The 17,266-nt window shown below is 51.3% G+C and carries 11 protein-coding genes; 6 read left to right on the forward strand and 5 right to left on the reverse strand.

The features are described from left to right. Positions 1-9: 9 nt before the first annotated feature. Genes AC2T0J_RS20510 through AC2T0J_RS20525 form a run of 4 tightly spaced genes read left to right on the forward strand, consistent with a single transcriptional unit; the run spans position 10 to position 5,317 of the window. On the forward strand, positions 10-1,617 hold the full coding sequence (locus tag AC2T0J_RS20510) for a carboxyl transferase domain-containing protein (protein ID WP_489807597.1): 1,608 nt from the start codon (positions 10-12) through the stop codon (positions 1,615-1,617). Between the two features lie 9 nt (positions 1,618-1,626). Beyond that, positions 1,627-2,427, forward strand: a complete 801-nt coding sequence (locus AC2T0J_RS20515; protein WP_489810373.1) for an enoyl-CoA hydratase/isomerase family protein — start codon at positions 1,627-1,629, stop codon at positions 2,425-2,427. A 3-nt stretch (positions 2,428-2,430) separates the two neighbouring features. Next, positions 2,431-4,407: an acetyl/propionyl/methylcrotonyl-CoA carboxylase subunit alpha gene (locus tag AC2T0J_RS20520; RefSeq protein ID WP_489807598.1), complete on the forward strand. Its 1,977-nt coding sequence runs from the start codon at positions 2,431-2,433 to the stop codon at positions 4,405-4,407. Further along, on the forward strand, positions 4,400-5,317 hold the full coding sequence (locus AC2T0J_RS20525) for a hydroxymethylglutaryl-CoA lyase (protein WP_489807599.1): 918 nt from the start codon (positions 4,400-4,402) through the stop codon (positions 5,315-5,317). Before AC2T0J_RS20520 ends, AC2T0J_RS20525 begins: the two co-directional genes overlap by 8 nt. Positions 5,318-5,343: 26 nt before the next feature. Here AC2T0J_RS20525 and AC2T0J_RS20530 read toward each other — a convergent pair whose 3' ends face one another. Together AC2T0J_RS20530 and AC2T0J_RS20535 are read right to left on the reverse strand one after the other, a co-directional pair. Next, complete coding sequence (locus AC2T0J_RS20530) at positions 5,344-6,519, reverse strand: MFS transporter (RefSeq protein WP_489807600.1); 1,176 nt, start codon at positions 6,517-6,519, stop codon at positions 5,344-5,346. Between the two features lie 137 nt (positions 6,520-6,656). Further along, positions 6,657-7,202, reverse strand: a complete 546-nt coding sequence (locus AC2T0J_RS20535; protein WP_489807601.1) for an SRPBCC family protein — start codon at positions 7,200-7,202, stop codon at positions 6,657-6,659. Between the two features lie 559 nt (positions 7,203-7,761). Here AC2T0J_RS20535 and glgC point away from each other — a divergent pair. Next, positions 7,762-9,036: a glucose-1-phosphate adenylyltransferase gene (glgC, locus tag AC2T0J_RS20540; protein ID WP_489807602.1), complete on the forward strand. Its 1,275-nt coding sequence runs from the start codon at positions 7,762-7,764 to the stop codon at positions 9,034-9,036. A gap of 10 nt (positions 9,037-9,046) precedes the next feature. Here the strand turns inward: glgC and AC2T0J_RS20545 are convergent, their stop codons facing one another. Then, the gene (locus tag AC2T0J_RS20545; protein ID WP_489807603.1) at positions 9,047-10,339 is read right to left on the reverse strand and encodes a spinster family MFS transporter; all 1,293 of its coding nucleotides are present in this window, start codon (positions 10,337-10,339) and stop codon (positions 9,047-9,049) included. Positions 10,340-10,464: 125 nt separating this feature from the next. Between AC2T0J_RS20545 and AC2T0J_RS20550 the strand changes: the two genes are divergently transcribed. Next, positions 10,465-11,283, forward strand: coding sequence for an acyl-CoA thioesterase (locus tag AC2T0J_RS20550; RefSeq protein ID WP_489807604.1), 819 nt, complete (start codon positions 10,465-10,467; stop codon positions 11,281-11,283). A gap of 191 nt (positions 11,284-11,474) precedes the next feature. Here the strand turns inward: AC2T0J_RS20550 and AC2T0J_RS20555 are convergent, their stop codons facing one another. Together AC2T0J_RS20555 and AC2T0J_RS20560 are read right to left on the reverse strand one after the other, a co-directional pair. Then, positions 11,475-14,426: a TonB-dependent receptor gene (locus tag AC2T0J_RS20555; RefSeq protein ID WP_489807605.1), complete on the reverse strand. Its 2,952-nt coding sequence runs from the start codon at positions 14,424-14,426 to the stop codon at positions 11,475-11,477. Between the two features lie 77 nt (positions 14,427-14,503). Further along, a complete protein-coding gene (locus AC2T0J_RS20560) occupies positions 14,504-17,152 on the reverse strand; it encodes a family 16 glycosylhydrolase (RefSeq protein ID WP_489807606.1) in 2,649 nt (882 codons plus the stop codon). Positions 17,153-17,266 lie beyond the last annotated feature (114 nt).

The raw sequence follows: 17,266 nt of genomic DNA on the forward strand, positions 1-17,266 counted from the left end.
GGAGGCACTATGCCGGTACTCACCAGTCAGGTTAATCCACAAAGCGATGCCTATAAACAAAACCAACAAGGCATGCAAAAAGTGGTGGATGATCTGCAAAATACCATCGCGACCATTTTACAAGGTGGTGGCGAAAAATACGTAGCCCGGCATAAAGCCAAGGGCAAATTGCTGGCCCGAGAGCGAATTGATGTGCTGCTGGATGCCGATTCGCCGTTTCTCGAAATTGGTCAGTTGGCCGCCCATAACGTGTATGGTGAAGATGTGCCGTGTGCCGGCGTAGTCGCCGGCATTGGCCTTATTCACGGCACCGAGTGTATGGTGGTCGCCAACGATGCTACTGTAAAAGGCGGTAGCTACTACCCGTTAACCGTAAAGAAACACCTCCGTGCCCAGGCCATTGCCGAGCAAAATCACCTGCCCTGTATTTACCTGGTCGACAGCGGTGGGGCTAACCTGCCCCACCAGGATGAAGTGTTCCCGGATCGCGACCATTTCGGGCGCATCTTCTTCAATCAGGCTCGGATGTCGTCAATGAACATACCGCAGATCGCGGTTGTCATGGGCTCCTGCACGGCGGGCGGCGCCTATGTCCCGGCCATGGCCGACGAAAGCATTATCGTTAAAGAGCAAGGCACTATTTTCCTCGCCGGACCGCCGCTGGTGAAAGCTGCCACCGGTGAAGAGGTCAGCGCCGAGGAGCTCGGTGGTGGCGACGTACATACCCGGGTCTCCGGTGTGGCCGACCATCTGGCCAATAACGACCTTCACGCGCTGGATATTGCCCGCAATGCGGTCGCCCGGCTAAACCGCCAGAAGCCGGAGACTACGGCCAATAAAGCTGTCAAACCACCACGCTATCCTATTGCTGAGCTGTACGGCATCGTGCCCCAGGATTTGCGCCAGCCTTTTGATGTCAGAGAGGTCATTGCGAGAATTGTCGATGACTCCGATTTTGATGAGTTTAAGGCCCGCTACGGCACTACATTGGTGTGCGGTTTCGCCCATCTTTACGGCATGCCGGTAGGCATTGTTGCCAATAATGGCATTCTGTTTGGCGAGTCAGCCCAAAAAGGGGCTCACTTTGTAGAGCTTTGCAGCCAACGTAAGATCCCACTGATATTCCTGCAAAACATCACCGGCTTTATGGTAGGTAAACAGTATGAAGCCTCGGGCATCGCTAAACACGGCGCTAAAATGGTGACCGCCGTGGCCTGCGCTAATGTGCCCAAACTCACCGTGCTGATAGGCGGCAGTTTTGGTGCCGGTAACTACGGCATGTGCGGCCGCGCCTACGACCCCAGGTTTATGTTTATGTGGCCTAATGCGCGAATCTCCGTGATGGGAGGTGAGCAGGCTGCTGGCGTTCTGGCGCAGGTCAAAAAAGACCAGGCCGAGCGCGCTGGTAGCAGTTGGACCGAGGCGGATGAGCACGCAGTTAAACAACCGGTTATCGACAGTTATGAGCAACAAGGCCACCCTTACTACGCCTCTGCCCGCCTGTGGGATGATGGCGTTATCGACCCGGTGGATACCCGCAAGGTACTAGGCCTGGCATTAAGCGCCAGTCTCAATAAACCCATCGACGATACGCAGTTTGGCGTATTCAGAATGTAGGGGAAAATGATGATCGAACACGTTTTATATGACGTTAACGAACAGGGCGTGGCGCGTATTACACTTAATCGCGCCGACAAGCACAATGCCTTCAATGAAGACATGATCGCCGGGTTAACCGCCAGTTTTGAGTGCGCCGGGGAAGATCCCGATGTCAAAGTGGTAGTTCTGGCCAGCAACGGCAAAAATTTCAGTGCTGGCGCTGACTTAAACTGGATGCAGAAAATGGCCGGGTATACCGAAGCACAAAATCGCGCCGACGCCATGAACCTGGCTACCATGTTGCATACCCTTTATACCCTGCCTAAACCCACTATTGCCCGGGTTCAGGGGGCGGCTTACGCCGGTGCAGTAGGCCTGATTGCCTGTTGTGACATCGCAATAGCCTGCAAACTGAGTAAATTTTGTCTGAGTGAGACCAAAATTGGCCTGGTGCCGGCCACCATCAGCCCCTACGTTATCGAAGCCATGGGTAAACGCATCGCAAAACGTTATTTTATGACCGCAGAAGTCTTTACAGCCCGCCGCGCCCGTCGTCTGGGTCTTATCAGCGAAGCTGTGAGCGAAGACCAGCTCGATGCCACCATCGAGCAACTTACCGATACACTGCGTCACAATAGCCCCAGGGCTGTCAGCGAAGCCAAGTTACTGGTTTATACTGTCGCCGCTCAACCTATTGACGAATCCATGCGAGAACTGACCAGCGACTGGATTGCCCGGATCCGCGTGTCCGATCAGGGTCAGGAAGGCCTCAATGCCTTTTTGCAGAAACGTCCGCCTAACTGGTTACCTGCAGGGTCAAAGGAGTAAATCATGTCAGTCACCAAACACATCAATAAAGTACTGATTGCCAACCGTGGCGAGATTGCCTGTCGGATAATCGCTACGGCGCGTCAGCAACATATCCGTTCTGTGGCGGTGTATTCTGAGGCTGACCAGCACGCCATGCATGTTAAGCAAGCCGACGAAGCCATCGCTATTGGCCCTGCCCCGGCCAGTCAGAGTTATCTGATGCAGGATAAAATCATTGCTGCAGCCAAACAGTGCGGCGCAGATGCCATTCACCCGGGCTACGGCTTTCTGTCGGAAAATGCCGTCTTTGCCAAACGCTGTGAGCAGGAAGGAATTATTTTTATTGGCCCACCGGCCGCTGCTATTGAGGCCATGGGCTCTAAATCCCGCGCCAAACAAATAATGGAAGATGCCGGGGTACCGCTGGTGCCCGGTTATCATGGCGATGAGCAAAGTGCTGAGTATTTACTGGCCGAAGCACGCCGGATCGGTTTTCCGGTAATGCTTAAAGCCGCTGCCGGCGGCGGTGGTAAGGGCATGCGTCAGGTAATGACCGAAGCGGATTTTCAGGAGGCACTGGACGCTGCCAAACGGGAAGCTAAAGCCAGCTTTGACGACGATCTGATGCTGGTCGAGAAGTTTTTAACCCAACCCCGTCATGTGGAAATTCAGGTATTTTGCGACCAGCACGGCAACGGTGTTTACCTGTACGACCGCGACTGCTCGGTACAGCGCCGTCATCAGAAAATCATTGAAGAAGCTCCCGCACCTGACATTAGCGAGCAGGTGCGTCAGCAGATGGGCGAAAGCGCCCTTGCTGCAGCCAAAGCCATAAACTATGTGGGCGCGGGTACGGTAGAGTTTTTGCTCGACGGCGATGATTTCTATTTTATGGAAATGAACACCCGCTTGCAGGTAGAGCACCCGGTTACAGAAATGGTCAGTGGCGAAGACCTGGTTGCCTGGCAACTTGCCGTGGCCGCCGGTCATCCGCTGCCGAAATCTCAGCAACAATTACGCTGTACCGGCCATGCTTTCGAAGTCAGGCTGTATGCCGAAGATCCGGATAACGCGTTTTTGCCGTCAACGGGTTTACTTAAACGTTTGCGTTTCCCGGCTACAAGCGAAGGGGTAAGAGTCGACACCGGATTTAGCGAAGGCGATACAGTCAGCGTGCATTACGACCCCATGCTGGCCAAACTGATTACTTACAGCGACAACCGTGACTCAGCACTGGCAAAAATGCTCAATTGCCTGGAGCGAACCCGGGTAACCGGCGTTACCACCAATTTACCCTATGTGCACCGCGTACTGGAAAACGCCGATTTTGCTGCGGCCAGATTAACGGTGCATTTTATTGCCGAGCATAGTGAGGCGCTGGTCCCCCCGGCGTTTAATCCGGATTACCTGCCCGCTATGGCATTTTGTCTGTATCAGACCATACAGTCTGATACCGCGCCACTGGGCGATGAATCGCTTAAGGGGTTCCGGTTGAATCACCAGCGCCAGTACTTTCTGGCGGTACAGTGTCAGCATAAAGCGTATCAGCTCTCTGTTACCGCTAAAGACGATCATCTCACCGTAACCTCAGAAGACAATCACTGGCAGGTCAGTGGCGACTGGCAAGGTGAAGCCCTTAACCTGACCGTCGATAATTACCAACGCCGCTATACCGTTTGCCCGGACAGCGTTGACGGCTGGGTACTGTTTGACGGAGCAAACGCCCTGCCCTTTGCTTTGCAACGTCCGGATTTCGGCCAGCATGAAGATGCCCACGAAAACGAATGCGTTGCTCCCATGAACGGCACGGTGGTTAAGCTATTGGTCGAGCCTGGCAGTAAGGTAACTAAAGGCACCTCGCTGCTGATCCTGGAAGCCATGAAAATGGAACACAACGTAAAAGCGCCAGCCGACGGTACGGTAGCAGAATTTTATTACCAGGCCGGCGATATGGTTGACGGTGGCACTGCCCTGCTGGAGTTTGTCGCTGATGAGTAGTTATCCGCAACAGGTCAGCATTGTTGAGGTAGGCGCTCGTGACGGTTTGCAAAATGAAGCCTCGGTCATCGAACTGCCGGTGAAACTGGCGTTTATAGATGGGCTGTTGCGTGCAGGGCTCAGACGTATAGAAGCCGGTAGTTTTGTTTCGCCTAAATGGGTACCACAAATGGCAGACAGCGCGGAGGTGTTCCGGGGGTTACCGTCGGACTCAGGCGCTACGTTCAGCGCTCTGACACCCAACGAGAGAGGCATGCTGGCGGCTATCGAGGCCGGCGTTGATGAAGTCGCGGTATTTGCTGCTGCCTCTGAAAGCTTTTCCCTGCGTAATATTAATTGCTCAATCGAGCAAAGCCTGGAACGCTTTGAACCGGTGTTCAGTTTAGCCCGCCAGCATAATTTGCCAGTTCGTGGCTATGTGTCTTGCGTGATGGGCTGCCCCTATGAGGGGCAAATCAGTCCGGATGCCGTGTTAGCGGTTAGCCAGACGTTACTCGACAAAGGCTGTTATGAAATTTCGCTCGGCGATACCATAGGTACCGGCACGCCGGGGCAGACTGAACGTTTGCTAAGCACCTTACTAACAACGATCCCAACATCAAAACTGGCAGTCCATTTTCACGATACCTACGGTCAGGCGCTGGCCAATATTCTGGTTGCCTTACAACATGGTATAAGCGTGATTGACTCAGCCGCCGGTGGCTTAGGCGGCTGCCCTTACGCGGCCGGAGCCAGCGGCAATGTAGCCACCGAAGACGTGGTGTATATGCTCAATGGGATGGGCATCGAGACCGGCGTTGATCTTGATGCGTTGGTCGCGGCATCCACCCAGATATTTAATCGTCTCAACCATGAGCCGGCGTCGCGGACAATGCGGGCCTTACTGGCCAAACACCACAATGTGATGTAGTTCGGTTGGCAGCCTGGCTATGCGGGTCAGGCTGTGTCCTGCTTTTCTTTTGGCAGCATAAAACTCAGCCCAATTCCCACCAGCAACATGGTTGCCATCGTTGCCACAATATTGATGTCAAAGGCCACTTTCAATGCTGCATAAAGAGCACCAAAACCCAGCAAAATAAGCCCGATTGCAGTATTACTGAATGCCACCAGCTCGGTGCGTTGCTGACCGTCTTTGACATCCAGGCTGTAGGTTTTTCGACCCGTGCGAACACCGGTATGGGCGACTGCCAGCACAAAAAACAAGCCGCCGGAAATCCACAGCGAATGGCCGGGCAAGAATAGCAGACCCGCGCAAGCGATGAGCGCCAGCACACCTGCCAGTTGCAGGGTCAGTCGGGCACTGTAATCAGCCACACTTCCCCATACAAAGGAAGACAACATAGTCGCAGCCGCCTGCGCTCCCAAATAAAACGGTAACAGGCTGGAGGCATCTTGCTCGGTTTCGAGCATAAAGTAAGGCGCTACCAGAGCACTGTGAACAAACAGCCCTCTGACCACAATAAATTTGTACACCACCGAATCGAAATCCCACCAACTATGGCTGCCTTGCTTTTCATCATCGTTTGCCTCGACACAGGTTTTTACCGGCAATAAAATAAACAGGCCGAGTAACATTGCTGTGACCGCGCCGATGAGCAAACCAAAGATCAGAGTTTCACCCAGTTTGTCAGCAAAATACACCAGTGGTACGGCGATAATGAGTGTTAATATGCCCGAGGTTGTGGAAGCAATCCCCAGTAATTTTCCCCGATCGCCTTTGTCCGCCACATCAGCCTGAATATCTTTCATGGTCAGCGAACAGGCCGAGCGGCCGAAACTCAATAAACACAAACCACCCAATACAAACCACCCGGCGGTTATGCCCTCGTAGCAAAAAGCGCCAAGAGTAATGACTAGCAGGGAAAACGACTGCACTACCATGCCCGACCGCCAGACATGATGACGCGCCGGATAATGGCGCAGTACCACACCAATGACCGCCTGAGGCAGTAAGGCACCAGACTCGCGGATGGGTACCAGCCAGCTAATCATCCAGGCAGGCGCCCCCAGAGCAAGCATCAGGGCTGGTAAGGTTGTTTTTGCTGAAATCAGCAGATCGGCCAGTTTCGTGCTGGCAAGGCTGGCAATTAAGCGACGTTTAGCAGAGTTCACAGCGCAGATACCGGTCTGAAAGACACCACTTTCGACCGCCTTAGTAATTGATTAGGCTGTAGTATACGCCGAAACTCCGGGTTGAGATCCACCGGCTTGCACAACAATACTAAAGACTAATACCGGGCGGTTTTCCGCTATCCCATGCTGTTTTCCACCAGGGTTTTGATATTTTCCAGACCAACCTGAATATCCTTGCCCAGTTTGTCATCGAAAAACAAAAGCTTGTATCGGTCAACAATACTCAGTCCAACATTACCACGGCTTGTCCAAATGAGTTCTGTGCCAGCATCCAGCGGTTTGACGCGCAGTTCCCCATTAGCACTGATGCCTTGCTCAGCATTATCAACGCTGTAAACCACTTGGCGGTTAAACTGCAGGGAGGTAATTTCGATACTGCCACGGCCAATAATGTCACTGCGCCAGCGCAGCCGCATCCCGATGGCACGATCCGGCCCATCATAGGTCATTACGGCGTTGGGATCCATCTGGTACCAGGTACTCCACTGCTCCCATTTGCGTAAATCAACAATGGCAGCGTAGACCTGATCAGCGGGCGCATTAATTTCGATGGAACGCTCAACTTCATACTCTTCAGGCAGAAAAAGTCCTGTCAGAATGACAAGAAAAGCCACAATAAATAGATTTATGAGCCATTTACCGCCCCACATAGTGTCTCCCATTAGAACCGTCCCGGCCAATTATAACATTAATTTAACAAAATGAGAGTTTAACAACCTTTTTTGTATGAACTAAATCAAATAAAGGTTTATCGCCCTCCGAGCGAGAAACTGACCTGTCTGTTCTTCTCGTCAATAAAACCGGCGCAACACTAGTAAACTATCCCTTTTGAAGCCCACAGTGCCTGGCTGTTAATCACGCATAGTTCTCGTTTACTCAGCGTCATTAATAACTCATAACCAGTTATCTGCTACCTTTTAAGTATAATCTGAACACACTGAAATTCATCTTTCCGGCAGAAACCTCTTAAACAGTCATTTCGCTATTCAGTCCAGCTTGCAATTTTGTCTGCACAGGCTGCCATTTTCGATTAACAGTTTCACTACAATAAAATTAATATTTATTTACACCGTCGACGCTTGAGCATTTATTATTCAAGGCGTAAGATGGTGAAAAATAATGTAATTTAATTACAAATAACCTATCCTTAAAAAATGGATACGGTCACGCAGACCGGCAGGTATTAGCCGTTACTACACAGCGCGTCGATGGAGAAACAGAATGTCCGACAAGAGTCCTCGTTATATCAGTAATCTTACCCGCGATACCTATGCACTTATTCTCGCCGGTGGCCGGGGGTCACGATTACACGAACTCACTACCTGGCGGGCCAAACCTGCACTCTATTTTGGCGGCAAATTCCGCATCATCGACTTCCCGCTTTCGAACTGTATTAACTCAGGCATCCGCAGAATTGGCGTCGTCACCCAGTATAAATCTCATTCTCTTATTCGCCATCTGGTGCGCGGTTGGGGGCACTTCAAAAAGGAACTGGGCGAGTCAGTGGAAATTTTGCCTGCATCACAGCGCTTTTCGGAAAACTGGTACGAAGGCACCGCTGACGCAGTATTCCAGAACATTGATATTATCCGCGATGAGCTGCCTAAATTTGTGATGATATTATCCGGCGATCATATTTACCGCATGGACTATGCCAACCTACTGGCCCGCCATGTGGAAACCGGCGCCAAGATGACCGTGTGCTGTATGAAGGTGCCACGGGAAGAGGCGGCTGGTGCATTTGGTGTCATGTCGGTCGACGAAGACTATCGCATTAAAGGATTTACCGAAAAACCAGCAAACCCGGATCCGGTACCCAACGAGCCGGATTTATGCCTGGCTTCCATGGGTAACTATGTATTTGATACTGAATTCTTGTTTGAGCAGCTGGCGCGTGATGCCGAAACGTCAGGCTCTGAACGGGATTTCGGTAAAGACATTATACCCAGCATTATCAAGGACCACGACGTATTTGCCTATCCTTTCCAAAGCAGCGAAAACGAACACGTTTACTGGCGCGATGTGGGCACATTGGATTCTTTCTGGGAAGCCAATATGGAAATGGTGGCGCCGGTGCCAGCACTCAATTTATACGATCGTAAATGGCCAATATGGACCTATCAGGAGCAATTGCCGCCAGCGAAGTTTGTTTGGGAAGATCACGACCGCCGCGGTGAAGCGATTAACTCTGTAGTCTCAGGCGGTTGCATTATTTCCGGCTCTACCCTGCGTCGCTCTCTGTGCTTCTCAAATGTCCGGGTCCATTCTTATGGCCTGATTGAGGAAGCCGTCATCCTCCCAGACGTAGAAATTAAGCGTCACTGTAAACTGCGCAAGGTAATCATTGACCGCGGTTGTATTATTCCCGAGGGCACTGTAATTGGCTACGATCACGACGAAGACCGCCGTCGCGGCTTCCGTGTTTCAGATAAAGGCGTGGTTCTGGTGACCCGGGAAATGCTCGGTCAGCCGGTGGGCGCCACCACCCTTTCCTAAGTCGGCGACATTACCGCAGGATCTGGCGTTTAGCCAGATCCTGCGGTAACCGTAACGACGTCCAGCCAAATACGATAATAGATAATAAAAACGGAATGGCTAGCCACTCAAAAGCAGTCACAAGGCCCTCCAGTTCCCCCTGAACGGCCGTATAATACTCACTCACTACACCAACAAACGTGGGGCCACCGCCCAGCGCTATCAGATTCAGTACAAAAAAGAATAAGGCGGTGGACATGGCCCGGCAATTTGCCGGAGACAGCGTTTGGGCCATAGCAAAACATGGCCCGAAATACGTACCGCTGGTCACCTGCAACAAAGTAAAACCGGCAATTCCTACCCACAATGACTCACTGTGAATAGCCAGCCAAAAGGCCGGTACGCCAACGCACAAAGCCAAGGCTGGCAAGCGCGCATAAGCCCCAGAGTTGCTGCGTCCCCAGCGATCGGCAATGACGCCACCGGCCCACACACCAATGGCATATAACGTACCGTTAATCACGCCAAAGACGACCAGCAACCATACAATATCCACATCACTGAAACGCCTTACAAAGTAATCCATTTGCCAGCCAATCACCGCATAATTAGCAAAGGATGACAACGTGATGCCCAGTACCATTCCCCACCAGCTGGGCGTTTTAAGCAGTACAACAATGCTATCGAGCATGGGCCGTTGCCGGTCTTGTTCAGTTTGCTGCCGAACGGGCTCTTTAACCGTGAGTTTCAGCACGATTGCCAGCACAATGCCGGGCACTCCCACCGCTATCATGACCGAGCGCCAGTTGGCCTCGCCGCCACTCAGTACATAAGCTGAAGCCAAATAGGCCAGCATAATGCCAAAAGGAATGCCCAGCGCATAAAGCGCCATCGCCGTGGCCCGCTCTTTGGACGCAAAGAGATCGGCGATAATGCTGTGCGCCGGTGGCGTGCCGCCAGCTTCGCCAATCCCCACGCCAATCCGGCATAATGCCAGTTGCAGGTAGTTGCCCGCGAGGCCCGACAGTGCGGTAAAGCCACTCCATAAACTTAACGAGACTGCAACGATATTGACGCGGCTGTATCGGTCTGCCAGCCAGGCCACCGGGATCCCCATAACGGTATATAACACGGCAAAATAAATGCCCTTAAGGTAACCCAACCGGGCATCATCGAGTCCTAAATCCTGTTTAATAAACGGCGACAAAATACCAATGATCTGACGGTCGATAAAATTAAACGCGTACACTAGCGTCAGCATCAGCAACACGTAATACCGATACCGGTCAGGCTGGTCAGTGGGGGTAACAGAATTAGGGTTCAAACATCACCTGTGATACAAATACACATTAACAAGCAGACTTATAGCTGAATATCATTAAGAATAAGTCGAAACGCGGCTAGCGAGCCGTGATAATACCACCCTATTTATCTGATGTTGAACTCTGTATGCACATAGACAAACTATTAGCCCTGACTTCCGACGTAACCCCACTCAATGACAACGAATGGCTGATGACCCATCCCGGCCTGCCCGATACCTGGGGCCAGGGGCGCACCGCATTTGGCGGTATCACTGCATGTTTCTTGCACCATGCCCTGGCTCAGGTGGTTGAAAAGGACCGCAGCTTACGTGCTTATCACACCAATTTTGTCGGGCCGGTGAGTTTCGATAAGCCAGTAGAACTTGTTGTAGAGAAACTGCGTTCGGGACGCAATATGTCGCAATACCTGGCAAAACTGCAACAGGATGACAAAGTGTGCGTATGCGTGCAGGCCTGTTTTGGCGTTGATCGCAACTCCAAAATACAGGTCGATAAACTGCCTGACCACGCGATGACGCTCCCCAAAAAAGCTAAATTTATTCCGCAAATCCCTAAGGTGACACCGCGTTTCTTTCGCCATTACGAAATTGCTGTGGAAGAAGGCCAAATCCCGTTTAGCTGGAGTAAGCACAGCCATTACCATGGCTGGATGCGGTTTAAGCAAGCGGTCAGCGATTTCAGCTACACCCACCTTATTTCACTCATTGATGCCTGGCCACCGGCCATCATTCAGCAGCTCAAGCTACCGGCACCGGTGAGTACGGTAAGCTGGGATATTGAGTTGGTTCAGCCACTGGCACTTAGCAGCGAAAACCCCTGGTTTGGTTATCAGGTAGATACCAAACTGGCGAACGGCGGTTATGCGCACACAGAAGCGACCATCTGGGACGATAAAGCGCGCGTTATCGCGCTTAGCCGTCAAACTATAGCGGTCTTTGATTAAGCGTCATCGGCGTGCGAACATAAAAAACCCGGCAACTGCCGGGTAAATTTTTTTAACGCACTTATTATTATTATAAAGCTAGCAAGGTAAATTGCCGGGCTGAGTTAAACAATGTCTGAACAAACCCGGCAATCTTTAACTAATCAGCGGAGAGCTACTGCTAACTCTCCATAAGTTGGTTGGGAACCTGATTAGTTAAATCCGTAGCGAACACCCAGCGCATAGCGTGTGCCATACTGGCGGGCAAACAGGAATTGTTCCTGATAACGACCGTAGCCCTGTTCAGTTTCATTGTTCAGGTTGAGCGCATCAAAGAACACGGTGAGATTTTCATTGATATCATAGTTAATGCTCATATCCACCTGACCATAGTCTTTAAAGAACTGTGGTGGCGCATCAGCGGATCCCTGAGCCTGCCCAACGCCTAACAGGTAATCATCACGCCAGGCGTAAGTCACTTTCACTGACAGGCCATCTTTCTCATAAAACGCCTGCAGGTTAGCTGAATCACCCAGTCCTGCGAGCGGTGCCTGTTGAGTAAGACTGTCTATGTCAAACTCCACATCACCGCTCACGAATGTAGCATTGACGTTAAAGCCGAAACCAGTTTCACCCAGCATGTGCTGCCAGGCAATTTCAACCCCATCAACCGATTTAGCGTCGGTATTATTAGGCTGGCTTACACTCCATACGATCAACGGATCATTGCTGTTAGGCTCAATCTGCTCGTCAGCATTACCGTGGCCATTAGCCAGCATTTGTTCAAAGATAGCCTTACTGGTGACCTGATCGCCACGGCCTTCAATATCTGCTACCGCCTGGTTATAACGAGGACCATCCAGGATATCGTGCAATCCATCAATGGTGGTTTCGGTAATAGTGTTCTGAATAAAGTTATCGACGTCTTTCTTAAACCAGCCGATGTAGGTATAGCTGGCTTCGTCATAATAATATTCCAGGGTGATATCCAGGTTGGTGGATTTATACGGCTGCAAGTTAGTATTGCCTTGCGAGCCTGACCGCGCGTTTGGCTTAGGGCTGCCAGTGAGAGCCCGACCGCCGGCGAGGTAACCTAAAGGCGCACGCGACATGGTTTTACCCCACGATACCCGTGCCAGTAAGTCGTCGGTTAGGTCTACACGAATATCCAGGGTCGGTAAAAAGGCATCGTGCTCTCCGGTTTGAGTCAGGTAATTATCCAGACCACCAGCTTCGTATTGCATGATCCACTCTGACTCGCCAACCCAGTTAACCTGCTTCTCAACCCGCTGTTTTACCCGGCTGGTTACATCAGTTTCCTCGTAACGGGCACCGGCAATAACCTGTACAGGGTAATCCTTAACGTCAAACTCCCATTCTGTTTGCAGATAAATACTGTTGGTGACCTCTTCTACCATTGAGTCGCCATCAATACCGTCAATGTAAGCGTCGGCGACAAATACGTTGTCACTTCCTACCACCGCTTCGGTAAGATAAGCTTGCTGCCTGGCGATGGCCTCGTCGAAATCATAGGTGTAATAGTAATTTGGCATTAAGTCCGCACCACCTCCAGCAAATTCATCCAGGAAGCTCCCCGTGTCATGACGGGTAAACATGCTGTCCGGGAAAATTTGTGGGAAAGCCGGACTAAAACCCGGACCACCTCGCAGTCCACTCCAGGCATTGGTGCCACTCATGCCCTGCTCGGTGCGCGCAAAACCAAATTTAACCACGGCCATTGGGATATCAAAGTACGAGTTAAACCACTCACCGTCGATTTGTAACTGTTCTACCGTTGATTCACCCGGCGAATGAATAAACTGGCTGAAGTTGGAGTCAATTTCGCTTGGCATCAACTCGTTGGTACCGTTCTGCCATTGAATAAAGCCATGCGGGACCTCGCCAGTGCGATAATCATAAATTTTGGTGATCAGTTGATCCGAGCCAAGAATAACCTGGCCATTACTACCCATGCCTTTATCCGCGCCATTATCGATTTCATTACTGGAATCGTGATAATCAATATTCAGCTTCAGATCGTCCGTTACCTGCCAATCAATATTTAAACCAATTGACTTGGCATCCACTTCGGTAGTTTCACGAAATGCGGTGAATGAGCCATCGTTTCCGGCAATGTCAGCGTAAACCGCTGTACCATTCTCATCCAACTCATAGCCGTTGATGTTACCGCCGAATTCATTCCAGATCCCCCAGCCCACGCTTTCCAGACCCACAATCGCATTGGTCATGGTGTAGTCGAGCGTCATGGTAATATCGTCGTTAGGCGCGTATTGCAAGGTTACCTGGCCATTGGTGCGGTCATTTTCTACATTATCAATACCGTAGTTCATGTCTTTCGGGAAAAAGTGGTTACCTACGCGGTTACCCTCTTCATCCACGGCGCGCGGATCGATCATGGTTGATTCGTTAAATGCCGGCAACGTCACATTCGCTTGCCAGCCCTGAATATTGGCCTGCTGACGCTGGAAGTCACGCTGATAATGAGAAAAACTTACGGCAAAACCCAATTTGTCATCATTAAAGGTGTTACTGTACACACCGGCTATTTCCGGCGTAACATCATCGCCTTCCACTACGGAAGTGTCGTGCAGGGCTTTGGCCATAAACGAATAACGCTGGCCGGGCTGTTGCAGTGGCTTTGAGGTTACGATGTTCACCGTTGCCCCCAAACCACCACTTGGCAGTTCAGCTTTAGCGGTTTTATATACTTCCAGGGCGCTTACACCTTCAGAAGAGAGGTGCTGCAAGCTGTAAGAGCGGGTGAAACCGGTTCCCGGCATTTGCCGTCCGTTTAAGGTGATCAGGTTAAAGCCCGGGCCAAAACCACGCACGGTGATTTCACTGCCCTCACCGTTAGCACGGCTTACCGAGACACCCGTGATACGCTGCAGTGATTCCGCCAGATTCGAATCCGGGAATTTACCCATTTCTTCCGCTGAAATCGCATCCATTACACCCGGGGTGCTGCGTTTGATATCCATAGCACGGATAAGACTGCCACGAATCCCCTGCACCTCGATAATTTCAACAGCCGGCTCTTCAGACTCGTTCGCTTCCTGAGCGAATACTGCCTGGCCGGTGGTGCCTAGCAACAAGCCTACAGCTATTGCCAGACGATTTTTATTAAAAATTGTGTAGTTCATAGTTCGATACTCACGTTTTATTCTTTACCTTGTGCAGGTACCTGCCAGCCTGGCTGCGGCACCTGCGACCGGCTGCATTACTGGGCAGCAATTTCTGCGTTATCGATACGGTAGACGGCACCGTCGCCCGTTCCCCAGGCCGGGAATACCATCAGTACATCGATGTCACTGATATCCAGGCCGGCATCGAATAACCGTTGCAAGGTAAAGGTGTAGGTTTGCCATTGACCCAGCACCGGCGCTTCCCCTTCCACACTGTCAGTCAACGGCAGTTCAACGGCGGTAGTCGCACCGGTAGATTCAATTTTAAATAACCAGGTTGACTCCGGATCATTCGGGTTAGATACCACTTTCACGTCGAAGCGAACCACACCAGTGCTCAGCAAAGCGGAAGCATCGTAAGACACGCCGTCATCGGCCAGAAAGCCCATCACTGTTGGCTCCGAGCCAATAATGAACTGCGCTACGGCACCTTTGCTGTCATCTTCGTCCATTTCAACAGTTGGGGTAGAACCACCACAGCAATCCCAGATAGACCAGCCATCGGCGGCCACATCTTCAAATAACGTGATACCATTGGCGGTTTCAGAAGACGGATCGTAAATGCGGGCGTTATCCACACGGTATACCGCTCCGTTACCCGTACCCCAGGCAGGGAAAATCATGATGACGTCAATGGCACTGACATCCAGGCCGGCAGCAGACAGATCTGAGAGTTTAAATGTGTAGGTTTGCCATTCGCCGGTGACCGGCGCAACACCTTCCTGGCTGTCTGTAACTGGTAACTCTACTGCGGTGGCACCCTCACTGGATTCCAGCTTGATTAACCAGCTTGCATCCGGGCTTGACGGTGCATCAACCACTTTCATTTCAAACTCGAGCACACCGGTTTCAAGAATTGCACTGGCATCGAATGGGGTGTCTCCACCACCATTAGCACCGCGGGTAATAAAGCCCATTACGGTTGGCGCTTCGCCAATAGAGAACTGGGCAACCAGACCATGGTCATCATCGTCAAGTTCATCAGTAGGCATAGAGCCACCACAGCAATCCCACATAACCCAGTTCGGGTTTTCACCATCGTCAAAAAACACGACCTCTGGTGATGGCGCTTTAATTTCAACGTTATCCAACTGATAAACTGCGCCTTCGCCCAATCCCCAGGATGGGAACACCATCAGCACGTCGATAGCGCTCACATCCAAGCCCATGTCTGCCAGCATCTGCAGTGGGAACACATAGGTTTGCCATTCACCGACAACTGGCGTTACACCGTCGCGGTTGTCAGCCAGAGGCAATTCGGCAGCACTTGCCGCGTTGTTGCTCTCAACCTTGAATAACCAGGTAGCATCCGGGCTGGCCGGTGCAGACACGACTTTCATATCAAATGAGATCACGCCGGTTTCCAGCATGCCAGAGCCATCAAAAGGAGAAGCCTGACCGTTTTCGTCGGTAATAAACTCATCACGGCTGATAAAACCGTTAACCGTGGGCGAGGCACCCACCATGAATTCATATACGGCCCCCTGATCCGGATCTTCAACAATCATTGGCGTCGAACCACCACAACAGTCCCAGGCAGGCCAGTCAGGGTTCGCCGCATCGTTAAAGATGGTCAGGTTTTGTACCACACCACTTGATGGTGGTGTTGGGATAGGCGCCTCACCTTCAACCAGCGCATCATCCAGGCTTTCGTAGCCAGGGCGGATGGTTTCACAACCTTTACCGGTGTCCGGATCAGAAGCACACTCATACACGTGTACATAGTCGATAACGTATTCCTGGCCAGCGGCAAACGCTTCCGCGTCGATGCCCATATTATTGACGTTTTCAGGCCAGTCACCGCCAACCGCCAGGTTCAGTAACAGGTGGAATTCCTGATCGAACGGCGCGTTGTCCCAGTAAGTGGTTAACTCACCAGTGATCTTATCGTAATATTCAGCAAACCAACCGCGATGACTGAGCCCCGACACCTCGCCGTTGGCTTTATAACGGATAGTCGATTTACGCTGTGTGGCATACAGATAACCGTCTACATACCAGCGAATTTCCCCTTCCTGCCATTCAATAGCATAGGTGTGGAAATCATCAGCCGGATTCATGTCTGCCGGGAACTCATGAGCTTTGCCAGAGTTAACATTGTTTGGCCAGTCACGACCATAATGTAGCGTGCCGTGAATATTGGACTCGACATTACCTTCAGCATCAGCAACCTTGAGGTTAACTGCCTCCATAATGTCAATTTCGCCGGATTTTGGCCAACCGCCATACACATAGTCGGTAGGCAGCATCCAGAAAGCCGGCCAGCTGCCCTGACCTGAAGGCAGTTTGGCACGCATTTCAAAACGGCCGTATTTAAAATCGCCTTTATAGCGGGTGTTTAACCGGGCAGACGTATAAGGCTTCTCAGCCCCTTCCTCTGCGGGCAGCGCAACGATATGCAACATACCATCGGCAACATAAGAGTTTACCGGATCGTCGGTATAGCACTGTTGCTCATTATTACCACCGCCGGTGCAATTTACTTCGTGTGTCCATTTAGCGCTATCGATCGCGCTACCATCAAAATCATCACTCCAGACTAATTGCCAGTCGGATACCGGCTGAGCCGGATCTACAGTGGCAAAATCTGATTCTGTTTTGGCGCTTTCGCCGCCACAACCCATCAGCGTTGCCGCGGTCATAGCAGCAAGCAACCGAGATAGTTGCATTGTTTTGTTTTTCATTCTTCAGCCCCGATCTAAACGGAATTTATGTTGCGTCACCTGTCGGCTATTATTCGCCGCGAAAGTGTAAGCGCTTACATTAATGATTAAAATATTATGTAAGCGCTTACAGAG

This window comes from Alteromonas sp. ISO5, from assembly GCF_058105165.1.